Origin of the sequence: Streptococcus sp. 20925_1_77 (genome assembly GCF_041432125.1) — a bacterium.
In the GTDB taxonomy this organism is placed as follows: domain Bacteria; phylum Bacillota; class Bacilli; order Lactobacillales; family Streptococcaceae; genus Streptococcus.
Genome location: NZ_JAPVZB010000001.1, coordinates 103,505 through 123,189 on the forward strand (window position 1 = coordinate 103,505; position 19,685 = coordinate 123,189).

The following is a 19,685-nucleotide window of genomic DNA, read 5'->3' on the forward strand; positions in this document are numbered from 1 at the left end:
TTTTTACCTAATTCTTTTATTTTTTGTCACATTCCCTTTTAAATCACGGGTGACTTTCATATCATTGATTGGAATATAGCCCATCTTGCCAACAACTTTTTGCTGAACCTCATCCGTCATCATGTAGTCAATGAATTTTTTAGACAACTCATTAGGTTTTCCCTTGGTATACATATGTTCGTAAGACCAGATGGGCCAGTTATTGTTGACGACATTGGCTTTGGTTGGTTGATAACCATTGAGCTTCATGGTTTTGACACTGCTATCCAAGTAGGTAAAGGCTAGATAAGAGATGGCTCCTGGAGTTTGAGAAACGATGTTTTTCACCATTCCATTAGAGTCTTGCTCTTGGGCCTGCTTGGGTTGTTTGCCATCCATGATAATGGCATCAAAGACAGCACGGCTACCAGAACCTACGGCACGGTTCACAATCGTGATCTCAAGATCTGGACCACCCAACTGCTTCCAGTTGGTATATTCGCCTGTAAAGATCTTTCGCAATTGCTCCGTTGTCAGATTGTCGATCGAGATATTTTTATTGGCAATGATGGCTGTTCCTGCTACGGCTACCTGATGATCGACCAGACTAGAGGCATCGATCCCAGACTTTTCCTCTGCAAACAGGTCACTATTACCGATGTCCACAGCACCTGATTGAACTTGTGAAAGTCCTGTACCAGAACCTCCTCCTTGTACATTCACAATCTTACCAGGATGTTCTTCAATGTAGCGATCTACCACTCCTTCAACCAAGGGTTGCAAGGCAGTGGATCCAACAGCAGTGATGGATTCTCCGCGATTGATCCAAGAAGCACAAGCAGATAAACTTCCTGCTAATGCGATCGTCGCTAGTCCTAGGATCAGCTTTTTAGACTTTTTCAAATCATGTCTCCTTGATATTTCACTATTTCACTTATGATTTTGACAAGTTTTTTTCAAAAAAACTGTACTTCCACTATATCATAGAACGGGTTCTTTGCCCAGCATTTTACCTAAAACGAAGCCCCTTTGGATAGAAATTTTTCAGGGTTTGCCCGGTCACTTTGGCAAAGCCCAAACCATTGCCTTCTACCAGGACCTGGTACCATCCATTTGGATGCGATTCGTTCAATTGAACTGTTTCTCCCGCCACATAATGAACAAAGTCCTCAGGCGTGATCGAAACGGTCTCTTTGACTTCACTCGGTTTCAGAGCTAGACCAAGGGCAAAACTAGGTTCAAATCGATTTTTCTTGAAGGTTCCTAGGTGCAAGCCATTTCGGGCAATTTTTACTTTTCGCAAATCAGGTAAACCAAGTGGAACCAAATACAGCTCGTCACCAAAGATTTCAAGGACCCCTTCTAGAGTAATCTTCAAATGTTTCTTAGCAAATTCCTGCCACCATTTCTTTTGTTCAGCAGATAATTGGTCCTTTTTGGAAGGGATTTTAGCAGGCCGATTCTCTCCTAGATAACGAAACTTAGCGACAAATTGGCCCTCCCCTTTAAAGCGATGAGGATACATACGCGCGGTTTCTGGATAGTCAATGCCTTCTGCCATACCATTGATCTTCTCGATCGTTTCCAGCTCCAGCTCATAGTTTTCCAAAAGCCAGGATACAATTTCTTCATTTTCCTCTGGAGCCCAGGTACAGGTTGAATAAACCAAGGAACCACCTTGGACCAACATCTTGAGGGCATTCTCCAGAATTTCTCTTTGAAGAAGACTACACTCTCGAGGATATTCGACAGACCAATAGTCCATGGCATCTGGTTGCTTACGAAACATCCCCTCACCCGAACAAGGAGCATCTAATACAATCAGATCAAAAAAGCCTGAGAAAACTTTGGCCAGGCGATCGGCTGACTCATTGGTCACCAGCACATTTCGAGCACCAAAGCGTTCGACATTCTCTACGAGAATTTTCGAGCGTCCCTTGTGGATTTCATTGGAGACCAAGAGTCCTTGATTGTCCAAATAAGACAAGAGTTGCGTCGTCTTACCACCAGGTGCTGCGGCTAAGTCTAGGACCTTCATCCCAGGCTTTGGTTGGGCGACTTGGGCCACTATCTGAGCTGCTGGTTCTTGTGAATAGACCAAGCCCGTCGCGTGTTCGATGGATTTCCCTGAGACCTTTCCATAATGGCCCCAAGGAGTATTGGGAATCGGATCATCAAAGACTTTTTGTGCTTCTTTCAAAGGATTGGTGCGAAAGGCTGCTACTGCTTCTTGATCAAAGGTCGCAAAAAAAGCAGCAGCATCCTCACCTAGAAGATGCTGGTATTTTTCTTTAAAACCATTGGGAAAATTCATTTAACTTCTCCCTTTCTTAAGATAGGTTTGAATCTCTGTTAACTTCACTTTTGGAACCATCATAATAGGTTCGACTGTCTGGTAATTAGGTTTATCCCCATTTAGATTTAGGACGGTATAGCCTAACTGTTCTCCCATGATCGCTGCGGCTGCATAGTCCCATGGCCAGATATAGCTAAAGTAAGCTAAAATACCACCTGAGAGAATTTTTGAAAAACTAATACCGGCACTGCCATAGACCCGGATTCCTAGTGAATCCATTCCAAGATCGGCCATTCCCCAGTCATTTTTCTCAAGCATACCGACATTTGACGCAATCAACAAGTTTTCCAAAGGTTGGTCCACAAAGGGCGTCAGTTCAAGATCATTGCGATAAACAGGGAATTCTCCACCCCCGTAAAAAAGGTAATCCCGCATAACATCGTAGATCAGGCCAAACCGACCGATTCCGTCTTCGAAATAGGCCACCATGACCGCAAAATCTTCCTTTTGGGTCACAAAATTATTGGTCCCATCAATGGGATCAATCACCCAAACGGATCCTTCTGAAATCGGTGAACGAAGGCCATCTTCCTCCGCAAAAATTCGATCTTCTGGGTAGCGATTTGTGATTTTTTCAACCAAATCATTTTGAACCTGTTGGTCCATCTGGGTCACCAAATCTGTCGGCCCAGTCTTTTTTGAGATCATCAAGTCATCATGGAGATGAAGACGCAAGTAGTCTCCAGCCTCTAAAACTATTTGTTTGGCAAACTCTAACTTATTCTTCAAGAGAAAACCATCCTTCCTCTTTTTGCTTTGCAGCCTGGGTCGCACGATAGAGAGAATAACCGCTCACTTCTTCGAACTCCCGTCCGAGACGTTTTTCTTCTCCAATACTAGGCACGACCTTCTTAAAAGCGCGGTAGGCTTCCATGTATTCTTTGGCCTCTACCTTACTTTCATAGGCTTCTTCAACTTTATTGTAAAAAGAAAGCACTGAAGCAAGCTCTTCAGTGCTCCACGATAAGTCCAGTGGGTAACTATAATTTTTTTGCATTCGACATACTTCTTAGTTTATTTCTGCTCTTAGAGTGGCAGAGCGTAACTCTTGTTTACGATAACTCCGCGGCAAGAAGGCACGAATTTCGTCTTCGTTAAAGCCGATTTGCATGCGTTTGTTATCTAAAATAATCGGTCTCCGTAAGAGACTTGGATTTTCCTCAATCAGATGAATCAAGGCTGAGATCGATAAATCTTCAACATCAACATCCAATTTTTGAAAAATTTTTGAACGAGTTGAAATAATGTCGTCTGTTCCGTTTTCGGTCAAGGCCAATATACTTGTCAACTCCTGTTTGCTCAAAGGACTTGTCATAATATTGTGTTCTTTAAATGGAACATCGTGCTTTTTTAACCAAGCCCGAGCTTTTCGACATGATGTACAACTCGGTGATAAAAATAATGTAATCATGTGGTTCACTTCTTTTTTATATATAACTATCTGACTCTATTATACAAAAAAAATAGGTGCTTGAAAAGCGCTTTTTTGATTTCTCGACGATTTTTCTGAATTTCAGTAGAAAAAAAGAAACCACTTTCATTATTCCCCAAAAGACAGCAGAAAAAAGGACTAGGTAGCTTCCTAATCCTCGGTCCAGTTTCGTGAAACTGCTTCATCTTCTTCTAGTTGAGCCACTAGTTGATCTATCCCATCAAATTTGACCATTTCTCGAATCTTATCTAACCAGTGAATGGTCAGGGTATGACCGTAGATGTCTCCTGAAAAGTCAAAAAGATTGACTTCAAACCGAAGCTCCTTCCCATCAAAGGTAATATTCTTCCCGACAGAAGCCATGCCCCGATAGGTATGCCCTTTAAAATCGACATCAACTACATAGACTCCATCTGATGGTAGATAGGTCCGATCAATCGGTGCTAGATTAGCAGTAGGGTAGCCAATGGTACGGCCACGCGCATCCCCATGGACAACAATTCCCCGACTGGATAAAGGGTGACCAAGTAAACGGGCAGCTTCTTTGACCCGTCCTTCTAGGACAGCTTGACGGATGCGGGTCGAACTGATCTTTTCCCCCTGATCCAATACAGGAGAAATGACTTCCACCTGACCATCAAAATAAGCAGCTAAGTCAGAGGCTGTTTTCTTATCAGAGCCAAAACTATAATCAAATCCAGCAATTAAAACTCGGGCTCTCAAGGCTTTTACGAATTGATCAACAAATTCTTTAGCTGTTTTAGAAGCAAAATCAGTCGTAAAATCAATGAGAAAGAGCTCATCCACTCCTAGTTCGTTTAATTTTTGGAACCGATCCTCAGGGCTTTGCAAATGGAGCAACAATTCTGGTTGGTAGCGAACAAAGGCCAACTTAGGAGATTCAGGGAAGGTTAACAAAGCAACCTTCAAGCCTTTTTCATCCGCGATCTGACGCGCCTTTTTAAAAAGTTCTTGGTGCCCCAGATGCAGGCCATCAAAGTAGCCCAGAACCAAAACTGTCTCATTCTCCAAGTGGATCTGGTTAGCAGTAGTTATCGTACGAATATTCATGAATTTATTGTAACACACTTTCTGTTAGAAAAACTTTTCGAGGTTTGTAAAGTTCTTCTCTTTTTTCTAAAATGGCTACCAATTTTCCTTGGTAAAAAGCAGCCAACTCTCTGGCTTCGCTCTCGACTGGAATAAAGCGTCCTACTTGGACTTCGCCAACCTCTTCTGCTGTCAGCTCTACTTTTTCTAGATCTCCTGTCCCAATTTCAAGAGGATGAAGGAAGCTCAAATCTCCTTTCGCTACTTTTTCAGCAAGCTCTTCCAAGGTCAGGGCATCATCCAGTGACAATCCAGCGGCACTAGTTCGTGTCAAGTAAGACATATGAGCTGCATAGCCTAGCTTTTGTCCCAGATCCACCGACAAGGTCCGGATATAGGTCCCCTTGCTGCATTTAACCCGGAAGCGAAAACGGGCCAGGCCTTCTTCATAACGAATTTCGCTTGTGCGCGTGAATTCATAAATGGTCACTTGTCGGACAGGCCGTTCCACTTCTTCACCTGCACGCGCATATTCATAGAGCTTACGCCCATTGACCTTGACCGCTGAGTACATAGGCGGTACCTGCTCGATCTCTCCCACCATCTGGGCAATCATACTGTCTACCTCTGCTGCATCTAAAGGTGCTTCTACTGGCGTCCGCTCGACAACTTCCCCGCTGGCATCTTCCGTCGTGGTAGAGAATCCCAAAGTGATTTCTCCCTCGTAGATTTTACCCTCATCCTGCATAAATTCGACCATTCGGGTCGCTTTTCCTACGGCAATCGGAAGTACCCCCACCACATCCGGGTCCAGAGTTCCTCCATGGCCAATCTTCTTGGTTCCTAAGATTTTCCGCAGTTTAAAGACCACATCATGTGAAGTCATCCCTGCTTCTTTTTTTACATTAATAATTCCGTCCATCTGGTTTGCTCTTTCTAACTCATGTGTGACCATCCGGGTCACCGACCTCTTATTATACCATGAAAGCAGACTTCTTGTCCCTCTTTCCCCCTTCCCATGAGCTCCTAAAAAATCCCGTAGCAGATTTCAGACTTTTTAAAATGGGTTTGATACAATAGAAGACGAAAGAAGGTGTAACATATGTTAATGTATGATGTTATTGTGATTGGATTTGGTAAAGCTGGTAAAACACTCGCAGCGAAATTATCAAGCCAAGGGAAAAAAGTCGCTCTGATTGAAAAGAGCAAGTCTATGTATGGTGGTACTTGTATCAATATCGCTTGTATTCCCACCAAGACCTTGATTGTTGCCGCAGAAAAAGGCTTGGATTTTGAACAAGCCATGAATGAAAAAAATGCGGTCACTACTCGTCTCAATGGCAAGAACTACGCAACCATTGCTGGAACTGGTGTAGACATCATCGACGCTACTGCTCGTTTCCTTTCCAACAAGGTCATCGAAATTCAAGCTGGAGATGAAAAGGAAGAATTGACAGCTGAAACCATTATTATTAATACTGGTGCGGTGCCAACTATCCTTCCAATCCCAGGACTGGCTGAAAGCAAGTTTGCAGTGGATTCAACCGGTATTCAACGTTTGGAAAATCTACCTAAACGCTTGGGTGTCCTTGGTGGTGGACCAATCGGATTGGAATTTGCCCATCTCTACAATACCCTGGGTAGCCAAGTAACGGTACTAGACGCTTCTGAAGCATTCTTGCCACGGATCGAGCCAAGCATTGCAGCTCTTGCAAAAGGCTACCTTGAAGAAGATGGCATTCAATTCTTGCAAGGCGTTCATACCCAAGAAATCAAAGATGGTGAAGCTAGCTTAACCCTTGTAACCGATAAAGGCGACTTCGAGTTCGATATCCTCCTCTACGCAACTGGACGTAAGCCAAATACAGCTGGTCTTGGTCTTGAGAACACAGACATCCAAGTCACTGATCGTGGAGCGATTCAAGTCAACCGACATTTGGAAACCAGCGTCCCTGGTGTCTTTGCAGTTGGAGATGTCAATGGTGGTCCTCAATTCACTTACATGTCACTCGATGACTTCCGCATTGTCTTCAATTACCTTACAGGAGATGGTAGCTACAATATTGAAACACGTGGAAACTATGCGACAACACTCTTCATTGCTCCTCCATTGGCCCAAGTCGGCTTGACTGAGCAGGAAGCACGCGACAAAGGACTTCCAGTTGCTGTCAAAGAATTGCCAGTTGCTGCCATGCCACGTGGCCATGTCAATGCAGACCTTCGAGGTGCTTTCAAAGCCGTAGTCAATCCAGAAACCAAAGAAATCCTTGGAGCAACTCTCTTTGGAGAAGCTGCAGGCGAACTCATCAACCTGATCACCATGGCCATGGACAACAAGATCCCTTATACATACATCGCAAAACAAATCTTTACCCACCCAACCATGGCAGAAAACCTAAACGATCTCTTTGCGATTTAACTAACATAAAAAGCTGGAAAATTCCAGCTTTTTTAGTTTAAGAATCCACAGACAGCCTCTTGAAATGCTTTATTTTCTTCATACAGAGCATGCCCTGAATGCTTAAGAATAAGGAGCTGACAATCCGAAATCGCTTTCGCCAGTTCCTTGGATCCCTTCACACCGATCACTTCATCTTCAAGGGCACCAAGAACCAAGGTCGGACAATGAATTTCTTTTAAGACCTCAAGGCTATTATGTTCCAGGCAAGACTGAGACTGAATGACAATTCGTTTTTCATCTTTAATTCGACCCAAGCGACCCATAATATTATAAAGCAACCGCCACTTTTGATAGCTCTTTTGCGTGTAAGAGTGCTGTGCAATATCCAGCATGAGATGCTTAAAATTTCCATATTGACTGAGTTTTTGCCAATGCTCAATTCGCTCTTTAGCAAGTTGACTAGGCTTCGCTGTTGTCACAGCTAGGATGAGCTTTTGAACCCTTTCTGGAAACTCTGCAGCTAGCCATTGAGCAATCATTCCACCTTGTGAAATCCCTATGACATAAGCGGTATCTAGGTTTAGTGTCTCCATTGCTTCTGCTACATCTGTTGCCATATCCCGTGTCGTATAACCCTGCCTCAACTCATTGATTCGAGAAAAAACATAGATTTTATAGCGCTTAGCAAGTAGACGATAAGAGAGGGAAAAGAGCTGGGCCTTACCTTTAACCGTCTGCAACCCATCCCCCAAGCCTGGTATAATTACTAGAGGTTCCCTTCCTTTTCCAAATGTCACATAGTCCATGCTCTTTTCGTTAAAATATAAGGTTTTCCCTTTTGTTGAAGACATTACTTCGTTCCTCTACTATTTTTTCATGATTTATTTAGGTTGAGTTTTTAAATGCAAGGCAAAGCCGGCAGTCACTTTTTCAAATCCTACTGCCTGATAAAACTGATGTGCAGCATTTCGTTCAGCGGTTAATCCACTATTTAGAGCCAGTGCCTTAACTCCTTCTTTTAGCGCTTGTTTTTTCAATTCATCAATTAGCCTACTAGCAATTCCTTGTCGTCTTGCTTCTTTTGCAACTGACAAAGCCAAAATACGATAGTAAGATCCATCTGCTTCAAAAAAGAAGAGCTTTGCATAACCTAAGAAACCTAAAATTTCTCCGTTTCTTTCAGCTAGAAGACAGCCATAATGTGGCTGAGAAAGAATCATTTCTAAACGTCGAGACAGCTTAGAAGCGGTCGTTGGATAGCCCAAGTCTTCGTATAAAGACAGTAGGGCTTCAGCATCTTTCATGGTTGCTTTACGTATCTGCATAGGATCCTCCTATTCCCCCTTCAAGGCATCAAACTTAGCCTTCATGGTTGGATTCTTCCGGGTCAATTTTTTGACTGATACATCATCCAGCTTATTATTGGCAAGTCGGAGTTGATTTTCGGATGTGGTGAGGAATTTCTTGACTTCTTCCATCCGCTTGATGGCCTTGTCGATTTCGTCGATGGCCTTACCGAAGTTGACGGATGCTGAATTGTAGTTCTTAGCAAAGGCAACCTTGAAGGCGTCTAGGTCTTCTTCAAAGTGGGTGATGTCAATATTTTGCTCACGGATAAGTGCTAGTTCTTGCTTGTATTTAAGAGAGTTAAGAGCCGCATTGCGTAAGAGACCAATCAACTGGATAAAGAACTGAGGACGAACGACATACATCTTCTCATACTCGTGGCTAACATCGACAATCCCTGTATTGAAGTAGTCATTATCTGCTTCAAGCATACTTACCAAAACAGCATACTCACAGTTTTTTTCTCGACGATCCTTATCCAACTCCTTGTAGAAGTCTGCATTCTTATGCTTCTTTTCAGTCCCGTCAGCTTCATTTTTCATCTCAAACATAATGGAAATGAATTCTAGCCCATTTTCATCAAAATCACGGAAGATGAAGTCTCCTTTAGACCCACGCGCAGAAATCTTGTTGTCCTTTTCGAAATAGGCATTTGGGAAAGCGAAACTACGAACCTTGTTAAACTCGCTCTCCGCATACTGTTCTAAACTTTCACCAATAGCTTTTGTAGATTGTTGGGCCTTGAAATTCTTGTAAAACTCAACTTGCTCACTAGCCGCCTTGAGCTGTGCTTCATAGTTTTGTTTCACCGAAGTCAGAGAAAGCTCGTTTTCTTTTTCTTGTAAAAGAAGCTGATTTTTGACCTGATCTCTTTCTTTCTCTAAGTCAGAAAGCGTCTTTTGCAGTTGGTTTTCATGCTCCAAGCGCAAGGTCGCCAGCTGATTCTCCAGTGCCTGAACTTCTTTTTCTTTCTCTAGCAGACTTTGGCTAGCGGTTTGCTCTACTTCCTTTTTCGCCAATTCTTTTTCCGTATCAAACTGCTGAATCTGGTTTTGTAACTGGGCAATTTCTTGGTCCTTCTTGGCTAACTTCTCTTGCTGCTCATTAAGGGCTTTTTGCTCAGCTAAAGCCAACTCTTGCCGAATTCGCTCATGAATTTCCTTGTCAAACTCAGCTGTCCGTACCTGTGACAAGAGCTCGCTGTATTGACTTTCATTAACTGTAAAAACTTCCCCACAGTTGGGACACTTGATTTCGTTCATAGCCTGCCTCTTTCTCTATTCTTAGTATATTATATCATGCCACCAGTAAAATCAAAACCAGCAAACGAGGCTTGCTGGTTTCAACTGAATATTCATTCCTCTATAGAGACTTTTCTTAGGTGAGGACGGACGGCAGCGACTCCCTTGGGGATTCCATACCTTAGATTTGAGCCTCACGTCTCAAATCTACCGAGCACCAGAAACTGATGTGTTTCTGGTGCTTTCCTCACGGCGAAAAGTCTCAACCTATTCTGCACTATTCCCAGAAGTTCTTTTCTTGGAACTTTTTCTTGCAGTAACAAATTAGATCCTCAAGGAGATAGTGCATGTTTATGATCTGAAACAGTACACTTAGCTTACTGGCTCCAGTTTATTTCTTCTCAATCGGCGCGACACTTGCCAAGAGTTTCTTGAGCCCCACTTCTGGGAAGTTGATCTTGAGCTCTTGGGTGTTGCCACTCCCTGATACCTCAAGCACGGTTCCTTCGCCCCACTTCTTGTGAATGGCAATGTCGCCAATAGACCAAGCGACAGTTTCTTTGGCACCCGCTCGGTTACTATTGCCAAAGGGGAGGCTTGATGACGTAAGAGCACTTGGAGCTGCTTGTCTCTTGCGCTCTTGAAGGGCTTGTGACAGACTCATGCCTTTTCCAAAGGTCGTTCCGCCACCATTGCTATAAGAAGCCTTAAAGCTAGTGTTGGCCGGACGCGCTAATCCTTGGTAGCTTAACAAATCTGAGCTAATTTCATTGATAAAGCGCGTCGGACGGTTGTAGCTGGTCCGCCCAAAGAGCAAACGAGAATTGGCATTGGTCAAAAAGAGAACCTTCTCTGCCCGCGTGATCCCCACATAAGCCAAACGACGTTCTTCCTCCAACTCATCCGGATCCTCTGCCGCCCGACTAAGAGGAAAGACATTTTCTTCCATTCCAATTAAGAAGACGACTGGAAACTCCAAGCCTTTAGCCGCGTGAAGGGTCATCAAGGTCACTTCTGAAGTTTCTTGCGCCCCATCATCTGTATCGGCAATCAAAGCTAAATCGTTCAAGAAACGACTCAAGGTTTCTACACCTGTTTCGTCTTCGACGGTCTCCCCGTTTTCATCAAAATTCTTGGTAACAGATAGGAACTCTTGGATATTCTCGATACGGGCCTGACTTTCTAAATTCCCCTGATTGGTTAGGGCCGTCATATAACCTGTCTTGTCAAGGACTTCTTCGACCAACTCTGTAATGGTCAGCTGGTCCAATCTTTCTCTCAAATCAAGAATGAGATTGGCAAAGTCCCAGATAGCCTGGGCTGCCTTTCCTTTGATGCCTGAGAGCATGATATTGGCCGAAGCATCCAGGAGCGAAGTCTCTTGCATTTGGGCAAAATCGCGAATCTTATCCACTGTACCTGGCCCGATTCCCCGCTTAGGTTCATTGATAATGCGCTCAAAACTGATATTGTCACTGAGGTTAGCAATCAAGTTCAGATAAGCAATGACATCCCGAATTTCCTTCCGGCTGTAGAACTTGGTGCCCCCTACCATAGTGTAGGGAATGTTGGACTTGAGCAAGGCTTCTTCAATGGTCCGTGACTGGGCATTTGTTCGGTAGAGAACAGCAAAATCACGGTGTTTGTACCCAGCTTCGCGACTAAGCTCTTCAATCGTTTTAGCAACAAAGACCGCTTCATCCTGCTCATCATTAGCCCGGTAATAGACAATCTCTTCTCCGTCTTCATTTTGTGTCCAGAGATTCTTTGGGCGGCGGTGGCGATTGTTTTTGATAACATCGTTAGCTGCTTGCAGGATGGTTTTAGTGGAGCGATAATTTTCCTCTAACAAAACGACCTTGGCATCGGGATAATCCTTTTCAAAGTCCAGGATATTCTGCATATCTGCTCCCCGCCAGCCATAAATAGACTGGTCAGCATCCCCTACAACACAGATATTTTTAAAGCGAGAAGCCAAGAGTTTGACCAATTGGTATTGGGCATGGTTAGTATCTTGGTACTCATCTACATGGATGTATTGGAACTTCTGCTGGTAATAGGTCAGCACATCAGGATGCTGGTCAAAAAGACGCAAGGTCAGCATAATCAAATCATCAAAGTCTACCGCTTCTGACTGCCGGAGTTCCTTTTGGTAAGCCTCATAACACTTGGCGACGATCTGGGTATACATATCTCCCGCTTGTGCAGCATAGGCCACTTCATCGATCAGGTCATTTTTAGCATTGGAAATAGTTCCCAAGATGGTCCGTTCATTCCATTTCTTAGGATCCAAATTCAAGGACTTCAAGATCCGCTTCATCAAGGTTCGTTGCTCACCTGGATCGACAATGGTAAAATTGCGATTGTAGCCAATGTGATCCGCATCTCGACGAAGGATACGCACACACATGGAGTGGAAGGTGGCAATCAAGCAGTCTTGGGTGGCTGGATTTAGCTGATAAGCCCGCTCCTTCATCTCCCGAGCGGCTTTATTGGTAAAGGTAATGGCCAAAATATTCCAAGGATTGACCATTTTTTCATCGATCAAATAAGCGATACGGTGGGTCAAGACACGTGTCTTACCAGAACCAGCCCCCGCCATGATCAAGAGGGGACCTTCTGTCGTTTGGACCGCCTCTGCTTGGCGATCATTCATACCATTCAATAAAGGATTCATCTCATACTCCTCATTCATTCAATCGTTCTATTATACCACAAAAACCGGTCTAGCTTCTTTTAAAAAAGGACTCATTTGAATTTCCCTTCCAAAAACGATATAATAGTAGCTTAAAGAAAACAGGTTCATATCCGAGGTTGTAGGAGGAAATTTTGGAAAAACCATACAGTAACTTAAAACTGGCCGAACGTGGTGCCATCATCAGTATTTTAGCCTATTTACTACTTTCTTCAGCAAAATTAGCTACTGGCCATCTGCTTCACTCCTCTAGTTTGGTAGCCGATGGATTTAACAACTTATCAGATATTATCAGCAATGCTGCCCTGCTCATCGGGATTCGTCTCGCTCGCCAACCAGCTGACCGGGATCATAAGTTTGGTCACTGGAAAATTGAAGATCTAGCTAGTCTAGTCACTTCCATCATTATGTTTTATGTCGGTTTTGATGTCTTACGCGATACCCTCCAAAAGATCTTCAGCAATGAAACAGTTAGCATTGATCCACTCGGTGCTGGTGTCGGAGTGGTATCAGCCCTTGTCATGCTTGGCGTTTATTTCTACAATCTTCGCTTAGCAAAACGGGCCAAATCAAAAGCCTTAAAAGCAGCCGCAAAAGACAATCTTTCAGACGTCGTCACATCTCTTGGAACGTCGATCGCGATCGCTGCTAGTGCTTTTAACTATCCAATTGTCGATAAAATCGTAGCCATCATCATCACCTTCTTTATCCTCAAAACAGCCTACGATATTTTTATGGAATCTTCCTTTAGTCTTTCAGATGGCTTTGACGATAGTCTCCTCGAAGATTACGAAAAAGCTATTTTAAAACTCCCTAAGATTGCGCGTGTGAAATACCAACGCGGACGGACCTACGGAAGCAATATCTATCTGGACGTTGTCTTGGAGATGAATCCCGATCTTTCCGTCTATGAAAGCCATGCGATCACAGAAGAAGTCGAGAATCTCCTAAAAGAAGAATTTGGAGTCTTTGACATTGACGTCCATGTGGAACCTAGCTCAATTCCTGAAGATGAGCTGATCGAAAACGTTGAAAAGAAACTCTTAACCTACGAAAAACGCCTCTATGCTAAGCAAGAGTTTGATACATTGCTAGCGGATAATTATACCTTGATTGACGATACCGGTCACGAACACCACAAGGTAGAATTAATAGAGGCTCTCGCAAGTGACCAAGTTCAATTCCAAAACTTTGAACTAGAGTCCATCAGCCAAAAAACCAAACTTATCCGTTATGAACTAGACGGTCAAATCCATACCAGTCTCTGGCGTCGCCACGAAACTTGGCAAAAGATTTTCCATCAAATCACAAATAAAACCGAGTAAAAAGCTAGGAATCATTTCCTAGCTTGAGAGAGTATCCAAATCTTATAAAAAAAGTTAATTGATTCTCTAAAAATTTTCTAATTTTTAAAATGAATCAAAAGTATACCAAAACTTTCCGCTGTGAGAAAAGTGCTAGAAACAGTGATGTTTCTAGCACTCGGGAGTTTTGAAACCTTAGGTTCAAAACTAAGTCATGGAACTTCGTAGAAGTTCGCTGACGTCCGTACTCACCTAAGGAAAGTTTTTAAGATAACTTTGTCTTCAATCTAAAGCTAGGAATCATTTCCTAGCTTTTTTACTTGATATCGTCTGTTGCTACATCCGTTCCGAACCACTTCTTAGAGATCTTTTGGAACTGGCCCTTTTGATAGAGTTTTACGAAAGCTTCATCAATTTTTTTCTTCAAGGTTTTATCCGCCTTGCGCACCCCTACCGCAAAGGATTCTGTCTCAAAACCGACAGGAAAGACATTGTAGTCTTTTAAAATTCCTTCCGTTTGCAGATAATAGTTGGCATAGACACGGTCGATTAAGAGGCCATCGATCCGATCATTCTGAAGATCGATCAGCGCCTCGTTGAAACTCTGGTATTGGGTAGCCTTTTGATTTTTGACCTTATTTTTCAAGATTTTAGGATTGGCTTCAAAATCCATATAGCCGGAAGATCCGGTCTGGGCACCTAATCGTTTCTCTTTCATACCATCGACTGATTGGATCCCAGAGGCTTTCTTAGTGACCAAGACTTGTTCATTTTTCATATAGGGCTTGGTAAAAGCAACACTTTCCCGACGTTCATCTGTAGCCGAATATCCATTCCAGATGGCATCAATGGTCCCATTTTTCAGTTCCGTTTCTTTCATATCCCAATCAATGGGTTGCCAGTTGACATGAATCCCATAAGAATCAAAGACTTGATTGGCCAAATCAATATCAAAACCAGCGTAGCTCCCATCTTTTTGCTCAAAGCCCATGGGAACGAAAGTATTATCAAAACCAATCGTGATGGACTGCTCTTTTTGGTATTTTTGCCAGTTATCCACTTTAGGATCACTCACTGTCTGTCCACAGGCAGTCAGAAGAACGAGACTAAGGACACCTAGCAGCCATGGTATTACTCGTTTCATCCTCTCCTCCTATTTAGGCTCAACCTTGAGAAGAACATCCGCAATTGCTTCTGCAAATGGAATATCATGGGTAACAACGATCTGAGTCATCCCCAGTTCACGGTTTTGCAAGATTAGCTTCTCAACTTCTAATCGCAATTCTGGATCCAAGGCCGAAGTCGGCTCATCATAGCCAATAATTTCTGGATCGATCATCATAGCACGAGCCAATGCCACCCGTTGCTTCTGACCACCAGATAGAGAGAAGGGATAAGCATCCGCATGTTGTTCGAGTCCCAAACGCTCCAGTAAGCTCATGGCTTTTTTACTCGCTTCTTCCTTAGTCACATTCATGGTCTTAACAGGAGACAAGATAAGGTTTTCCATGACCGATAAATGTGGAAACAATTGAAAATCTTGAAAGACAAAACCGAGAAGATTTCGTTTTTCTAAGGCATCCAGAGGCAAGTTTTCACCATTGTAGATGATCTGACCAGAATCAATGGTTTCAAGACCAGCTAACATGCGAAGCAAGGTGGTCTTTCCTCCTCCAGAAGGTCCAACAATGGCGACGATTTGTTTTTCAGGAACGAGAAGATTGAAATCTGATAAGATCTGCTTATCCCCAAACCGTTTCGAAATTTGTTTTAATTCTAACATATGCTTCTCCTCCTATTTATAATATGAAAAGTTCTTTTCAACTCGCTTGGCAATGATGGTCACGATCCCAATGAGGATTAAATAAATAGCTCCCGCTAAAAACATGGGTGCTAGACTGGCATCACGATTGGCTGCCGTCCGACTAGCCAGGATCAAATCACTAATTCCCAGAGCATAGACCAAGGAGGTATCTTTAATCAAGGACATGACTTCATTGAAGACACTTGGAAGAACGATCTTCACCACCTGAGGCAAAATGATATAGCGAATTGTTTGCCATGAACTCAATTTTAAGACCTTGGCCGCCTCATACTGACCTGTCGGAATGGCGACAATTCCTCCACGGAAGATTTCCGCAAAATAGGCTGCATAATTGAGAGTGAAGGCTGTAATAGCCGCAGGCAAGCGATCAATCCGAATCCCGATACTTGGAAGGACGTAATAAATAAAGATCAACTGAAGCAAAAGAGGAGTTCCTCGCATGATCCAGATATAAATCGTTAGGAGTCCATGCAGGATCTTTGAGCGCAATTGAAGCAAAAAGGCAACAACGATTCCTAGTGGAATCGATAAAATCAATACGAAAGCAAACACTTGCAAGGTGAGGCTTGCTCCCTTTAACAAACTTGGTAAAATTTCCAAAGCATACTGCATAGCATTCTCCTCCTAAAAAATTATTTAATGAACATCTTACCACAAAAATGGAAAAAAACTAGTTCATTTTGATATTTATAAAAAAAATAGCCTTTCGGCTATTCTTCTACTTTTATAAATCCAAATTTATTGAGAGGATAGAGACGCAGATTCACGACTCCTTCGATCTGATTTTTATGGATATAACCAAACTCACGACTATCTTCTGTATCTCCACGGTTATCATTTAAGACTAGATAAGTATCGGATGGTACACGACCAGCCTTGGTCCCTTTTAACTCTGATAAGAAGAAATCATCCGTATAATACCCATTACTCGTAGGAGCAGCTAGGTGTTTGTTGAGCATTTTATTCAGGTAAGGTTCTGGTGTTGCCTGTCCATTCAAATAGAGGACATCATCTACGTAGCTGACTTCATCGTTTTCTTTGGCAATGACACGTCCAAGGTACTCTTTTCCACCAACCTTGTATAAGACCAAATCACTGCGATCTACCTGAGCATTTCTAGTCGCTACCACAAGATCTCCAGTTTTCACAGAAGCATTGGCCATTTTATCATTGATACTAAATGGATGAAATACAAAGATTCGAAGCAAAATCAGTGCTAAAACCAGTACACCGACAATGATGACATTTCTAATTAAATCTCTCCTTGGCATGAATGTCTCCCTTCCTTTTTGTTTATTATACCATTTTTTTGATCTTTAAAAAAGAGAAAGTAAGCATTAGTGAGAATTCTTGTTAGCACACTAAACAAGAAAAACCTCGCGGTCAGTCCTTTCAGACTAACCAGCAAGGCTTTAAGATAGAATTGTCTATTAACGTACTGTACGGATACGCATTGTGTTTGTACGAACAGCTTCTCCAACTGGTACACCAGCAACGATAACGATATCATCACCAGATTTAACAAGACCAGCTTCAACTGCTTTACGTTCAGCAATTTCGAACATATCGTCAGTTGATGAAGGAGCATCTGTCAACATTGGGATAACACCCCAGTTCAACATCAATCCACGTTCAGTCAATTCGTCAAATGTCAATGCCAAGATATCAGCATCTGGACGGTATTTAGAGATCAAACGTGCAGTGTGACCTGTCTTAGTCAATGTTACAACCAATTTGATATCCATTGAGTTTGTAGCATCTTTAACAGCTGAAGCCATAACTTCTGTCTTAGAGTTACGTTCAAATGTAGCTGGGTTCAAACGACCATATTCTTTCAAAAGTGTTTGAGCGTTCATGTCGATTTTCGCCATTGTAGCTACAGATTCAAGTGGGTATTTACCGTTTGCAGATTCACCTGAAAGCATTGTAGCATCAGTACCGTCGATAACAGCGTTGAAGACGTCAGATACTTCTGAACGAGTTGCACGTGGTTTTTCAGTCATTGTTTCAAGCATGTTTGTTGCAGTGATAACAACTTTACCAGCAGCATTTACTTTAGAAGTAATCATTTTTTGGTAAACTGGAACCATTTCGAATGGTACTTCGATACCCATGTCACCACGAGCGATCATGATACCGTCAGTAACTTCGATGATTTCATCCAAGTTTTCGATACCTTGTTGGTTTTCGATTTTCGCAAACAATTGAACGTGGCTGTTACCAGTTTCTTCACAGATAGCACGAACTTCTTGAACATCTTTTGCAGTACGTACAAATGAGATCGCGATGAAGTTGATACCTTGTTCCAAACCGAAGCGGATATCGTCGTTATCACGTTCAGCAAGTGCTGGGAAAGGAATCTTCGTATTAGGGATGTTTACACCTTTTTGTTTAGCGATGATACCATCGTTTTCAACTTCAACAACGAATTCACGTTTTGCAGCGTCTTTTTCTACAACGCGAAGACCTAATTTACCATCATCAACCAATACTTGGTGTCCAACTTCAACGTCATCAAAGATGTCAAGCGCACCTGCAACGTTCAAAGCAATCACTTCACGAGTTGATTTGATGCCTTGTTTTGTAGCAACGCGGATACGTTCACCAGTCTTGTATGAATATTCTTTAGCTTCGCCTTCGAACAATTCAGTACGGATTTCAGGACCTTTTGTATCAAGAAGGTAACCAACTTTTTTACCAGCGATTTCTTCTGCACGTTTAACAGTCGCCATACGTTCACCTTGTTCTTGGTGGTCACCGTGTGAGAAGTTGAAACGGAAAGTGTTAGCGCCAGCTTCGATCAATTTAGCAATGTTTTGTGCTGAAGCTTCAACGTCAAGTTTTTCAGCCCAGTATCCATCTTCACCGAATTTTTTACCGCCACGGATTTCTACCGCAGGACCTAAAGTTGCAACGATTTTTACACGTTTGTTCATGATATATATGACTCCTTTTTTAATATATCTGTCTTTTTAAGACAAGGTTAACGAATTAATGAAATAAAATTAGATTGAAGACAAGCTACGGTTCAACTCGGCAAGACCAAGATCAGCTTTATGTGGATTGTTTACCACAATCTTACCATCTTCTGTCAAGCTAAAGAGGGCTCCTTCTTCTGCTTTACCAAGGATTGGGTTTTCCACCATTTTTTCATTACGGATACCAACGGCTACACCACCGATTCCTTGTTTCAGCAATTTAACAGCGTGTGCTCCCATACGTGAAGCAAGAACACGGTCACGCGCAGTAGGTGAACCACCACGTTGGATGTGGCCAAGCTCAGTCACACGAAGGTCACTTTCATCACCAGCCGCTTTCAAGGCTTTACCGAATTCATCTGCAGACATCACGCCTTCAGCTAAAATGATAATGTTGTGGGTACGGCCTTTTGCGTAACCTTCTTTGATGCTCTCAACAACATCTTCGATCTTGAATCCTTCTTCAGGAATGATGATTTCATCTGCACCAGATGCAATCCCTGCCCAAAGAGCGATATCTCCAGCGTTACGTCCCATCACTTCAATAACGAAGGTACGGTGGTGACTAGATGAAGTATCACGGATCTTATCGATCGCGTCCATTGCAGTTGTGACTGCAGTATCAAAACCAATTGTAAAATCAGTTCCGACAATATCGTTGTCGATCGTACCAGGAAGACCAACAGCTGGGAATCCAAGTTCAGTCAAGCGCATCGCACCATGGTAAGAACCATCTCCACCAATAACGACAACACCTTCGATCCCGTGTTTCTTCAATTGCTCGATCCCTTTTAATTGACCTTCGCGTTGTGCGAATTCAGGGTAACGTGCTGAATGAAGGAAAGTACCACCACGGGAAATAATATCTCCAACAGATGATCTATCAAGGGGCTGAATTTTACCAGCAACCATTCCCGCATATCCATCATAGATACCGAAAACTTCCATTCCCTCTGAAATTGCTTGACGAACAACTGCACGGATGGCAGCATTCATACCAGGGGCATCTCCACCACTAGTTAAAACAGCAATACGTTTCATTTCGTTGTTTGCTCCTTTTTTTCTTTTACATTCTAC

At 42.8% G+C, this 19,685-nt stretch carries 19 protein-coding genes; 2 read left to right on the plus strand and 17 right to left on the minus strand.

Translation table 11 applies throughout. The annotated features are described in order from the left end of the window. Positions 1–3: 3 nt before the first annotated feature. From O3626_RS00540 to truB, 7 genes are all read right to left on the minus strand, one after another. The gene (locus O3626_RS00540; RefSeq protein WP_371494580.1) at positions 4–882 is read right to left on the minus strand and encodes a phosphate ABC transporter substrate-binding protein PstS family protein; all 879 of its coding nucleotides are present in this window, start codon (positions 880–882) and stop codon (positions 4–6) included. A gap of 106 nt (positions 883–988) precedes the next feature. After that, positions 989–2,293 carry an RsmF rRNA methyltransferase first C-terminal domain-containing protein gene (locus O3626_RS00545; protein ID WP_371494582.1) on the minus strand — a complete coding sequence of 435 codons (1,305 nt, stop codon included), beginning with the start codon at positions 2,291–2,293 and terminating at the stop codon, positions 989–991. Continuing rightward, complete coding sequence (locus O3626_RS00550; protein ID WP_371494584.1) at positions 2,294–3,064, minus strand: inositol monophosphatase family protein; 771 nt, start codon at positions 3,062–3,064, stop codon at positions 2,294–2,296. Further along, positions 3,054–3,332 (minus strand): UPF0223 family protein, encoded by a 279-nt coding sequence (locus O3626_RS00555; RefSeq protein ID WP_009732659.1) that lies wholly within the window; start codon positions 3,330–3,332, stop codon positions 3,054–3,056. Before O3626_RS00555 ends, O3626_RS00550 begins: the two co-directional genes overlap by 11 nt. A 12-nt stretch (positions 3,333–3,344) precedes the next feature. Next, on the minus strand, positions 3,345–3,746 hold the full coding sequence (locus O3626_RS00560; protein ID WP_009732658.1) for a Spx/MgsR family RNA polymerase-binding regulatory protein: 402 nt from the start codon (positions 3,744–3,746) through the stop codon (positions 3,345–3,347). Between the two features lie 171 nt (positions 3,747–3,917). Further along, the gene (locus O3626_RS00565; protein WP_371494587.1) at positions 3,918–4,838 is read right to left on the minus strand and encodes a bifunctional riboflavin kinase/FAD synthetase; all 921 of its coding nucleotides are present in this window, start codon (positions 4,836–4,838) and stop codon (positions 3,918–3,920) included. A 4-nt stretch (positions 4,839–4,842) separates the two neighbouring features. Further along, positions 4,843–5,739, minus strand: a complete 897-nt coding sequence (gene truB, locus O3626_RS00570) for a tRNA pseudouridine(55) synthase TruB (RefSeq protein WP_371494589.1) — start codon at positions 5,737–5,739, stop codon at positions 4,843–4,845. A 180-nt stretch (positions 5,740–5,919) separates the two neighbouring features. On the opposite strand from truB, the gene O3626_RS00575 reads away from it, so the two are divergent. After that, positions 5,920–7,236, plus strand: coding sequence for an FAD-containing oxidoreductase (locus O3626_RS00575; protein ID WP_371494591.1), 1,317 nt, complete (start codon positions 5,920–5,922; stop codon positions 7,234–7,236). Positions 7,237–7,268: 32 nt separating this feature from the next. Here the strand turns inward: O3626_RS00575 and O3626_RS00580 are convergent, their stop codons facing one another. From O3626_RS00580 to pcrA, 4 genes are all read right to left on the minus strand, one after another. Then, positions 7,269–8,069, minus strand: a complete 801-nt coding sequence (locus tag O3626_RS00580; RefSeq protein ID WP_371494593.1) for an alpha/beta fold hydrolase — start codon at positions 8,067–8,069, stop codon at positions 7,269–7,271. A gap of 30 nt (positions 8,070–8,099) precedes the next feature. Further along, the gene (locus O3626_RS00585; protein WP_371494595.1) at positions 8,100–8,543 is read right to left on the minus strand and encodes an N-acetyltransferase family protein; all 444 of its coding nucleotides are present in this window, start codon (positions 8,541–8,543) and stop codon (positions 8,100–8,102) included. A gap of 9 nt (positions 8,544–8,552) precedes the next feature. After that, positions 8,553–9,827, minus strand: coding sequence for a DUF2130 domain-containing protein (locus O3626_RS00590; protein WP_371494597.1), 1,275 nt, complete (start codon positions 9,825–9,827; stop codon positions 8,553–8,555). A gap of 370 nt (positions 9,828–10,197) precedes the next feature. Further along, complete coding sequence (pcrA, locus tag O3626_RS00595; RefSeq protein WP_371494599.1) at positions 10,198–12,483, minus strand: DNA helicase PcrA; 2,286 nt, start codon at positions 12,481–12,483, stop codon at positions 10,198–10,200. A gap of 152 nt (positions 12,484–12,635) precedes the next feature. Between pcrA and O3626_RS00600 the strand changes: the two genes are divergently transcribed. Next, the gene (locus tag O3626_RS00600; protein WP_371494600.1) at positions 12,636–13,826 is read left to right on the plus strand and encodes a cation diffusion facilitator family transporter; all 1,191 of its coding nucleotides are present in this window, start codon (positions 12,636–12,638) and stop codon (positions 13,824–13,826) included. A 295-nt stretch (positions 13,827–14,121) separates the two neighbouring features. On the opposite strand, the gene O3626_RS00605 is transcribed toward O3626_RS00600, so the two are convergent. The 6 genes from O3626_RS00605 to pfkA form a co-directional block, all read right to left on the minus strand. Further along, positions 14,122–14,949: an amino acid ABC transporter substrate-binding protein gene (locus O3626_RS00605; RefSeq protein WP_049490584.1), complete on the minus strand. Its 828-nt coding sequence runs from the start codon at positions 14,947–14,949 to the stop codon at positions 14,122–14,124. Positions 14,950–14,958: 9 nt separating this feature from the next. Further along, on the minus strand, positions 14,959–15,588 hold the full coding sequence (locus O3626_RS00610; RefSeq protein ID WP_003014104.1) for an amino acid ABC transporter ATP-binding protein: 630 nt from the start codon (positions 15,586–15,588) through the stop codon (positions 14,959–14,961). 12 nt (positions 15,589–15,600) lie between these two features. Then, positions 15,601–16,242, minus strand: coding sequence for an amino acid ABC transporter permease (locus O3626_RS00615; protein ID WP_023917742.1), 642 nt, complete (start codon positions 16,240–16,242; stop codon positions 15,601–15,603). A gap of 98 nt (positions 16,243–16,340) precedes the next feature. Then, positions 16,341–16,901 (minus strand): signal peptidase I, encoded by a 561-nt coding sequence (gene lepB / locus O3626_RS00620; protein ID WP_003006560.1) that lies wholly within the window; start codon positions 16,899–16,901, stop codon positions 16,341–16,343. Between the two features lie 159 nt (positions 16,902–17,060). Further along, positions 17,061–18,566 (minus strand): pyruvate kinase, encoded by a 1,506-nt coding sequence (gene pyk / locus O3626_RS00625; RefSeq protein ID WP_049472257.1) that lies wholly within the window; start codon positions 18,564–18,566, stop codon positions 17,061–17,063. A 69-nt stretch (positions 18,567–18,635) separates the two neighbouring features. Beyond that, entirely contained in the window at positions 18,636–19,649 is a 1,014-nt protein-coding gene (pfkA, locus tag O3626_RS00630) for a 6-phosphofructokinase (RefSeq protein WP_013903351.1), read from the minus strand. Between the last annotated feature and the right edge of the window lie 36 nt (positions 19,650–19,685).

Excerpts from the sequence above, each read along its gene's own strand:
- O3626_RS00545 (WP_371494582.1), bottom strand. The coding sequence starts at position 2,293 with ATGAATTTTCCCAATGGTTTTAAAGAAAAATACCAGCATCTTCTAGGT.
- O3626_RS00555 (WP_009732659.1), bottom strand. The coding sequence starts at position 3,332 with ATGCAAAAAAATTATAGTTACCCACTGGACTTATCGTGGAGCACTGAA.
- O3626_RS00560 (WP_009732658.1), bottom strand. The coding sequence starts at position 3,746 with ATGATTACATTATTTTTATCACCGAGTTGTACATCATGTCGAAAAGCT.
- O3626_RS00565 (WP_371494587.1), bottom strand. The coding sequence starts at position 4,838 with ATGAATATTCGTACGATAACTACTGCTAACCAGATCCACTTGGAGAAT.
- truB (WP_371494589.1), bottom strand. The coding sequence starts at position 5,739 with ATGGACGGAATTATTAATGTAAAAAAAGAAGCAGGGATGACTTCACAT.
- O3626_RS00575 (WP_371494591.1), top strand. The coding sequence starts at position 5,920 with ATGTTAATGTATGATGTTATTGTGATTGGATTTGGTAAAGCTGGTAAA.
- O3626_RS00580 (WP_371494593.1), bottom strand. The coding sequence starts at position 8,069 with ATGTCTTCAACAAAAGGGAAAACCTTATATTTTAACGAAAAGAGCATG.
- O3626_RS00585 (WP_371494595.1), bottom strand. The coding sequence starts at position 8,543 with ATGCAGATACGTAAAGCAACCATGAAAGATGCTGAAGCCCTACTGTCT.
- O3626_RS00590 (WP_371494597.1), bottom strand. The coding sequence starts at position 9,827 with ATGAACGAAATCAAGTGTCCCAACTGTGGGGAAGTTTTTACAGTTAAT.
- pcrA (WP_371494599.1), bottom strand. The coding sequence starts at position 12,483 with ATGAATCCTTTATTGAATGGTATGAATGATCGCCAAGCAGAGGCGGTC.
- O3626_RS00605 (WP_049490584.1), bottom strand. The coding sequence starts at position 14,949 with ATGAAACGAGTAATACCATGGCTGCTAGGTGTCCTTAGTCTCGTTCTT.
- O3626_RS00610 (WP_003014104.1), bottom strand. The coding sequence starts at position 15,588 with ATGTTAGAATTAAAACAAATTTCGAAACGGTTTGGGGATAAGCAGATC.
- O3626_RS00615 (WP_023917742.1), bottom strand. The coding sequence starts at position 16,242 with ATGCAGTATGCTTTGGAAATTTTACCAAGTTTGTTAAAGGGAGCAAGC.
- lepB (WP_003006560.1), bottom strand. The coding sequence starts at position 16,901 with ATGCCAAGGAGAGATTTAATTAGAAATGTCATCATTGTCGGTGTACTG.
- pyk (WP_049472257.1), bottom strand. The coding sequence starts at position 18,566 with ATGAACAAACGTGTAAAAATCGTTGCAACTTTAGGTCCTGCGGTAGAA.
- pfkA (WP_013903351.1), bottom strand. The coding sequence starts at position 19,649 with ATGAAACGTATTGCTGTTTTAACTAGTGGTGGAGATGCCCCTGGTATG.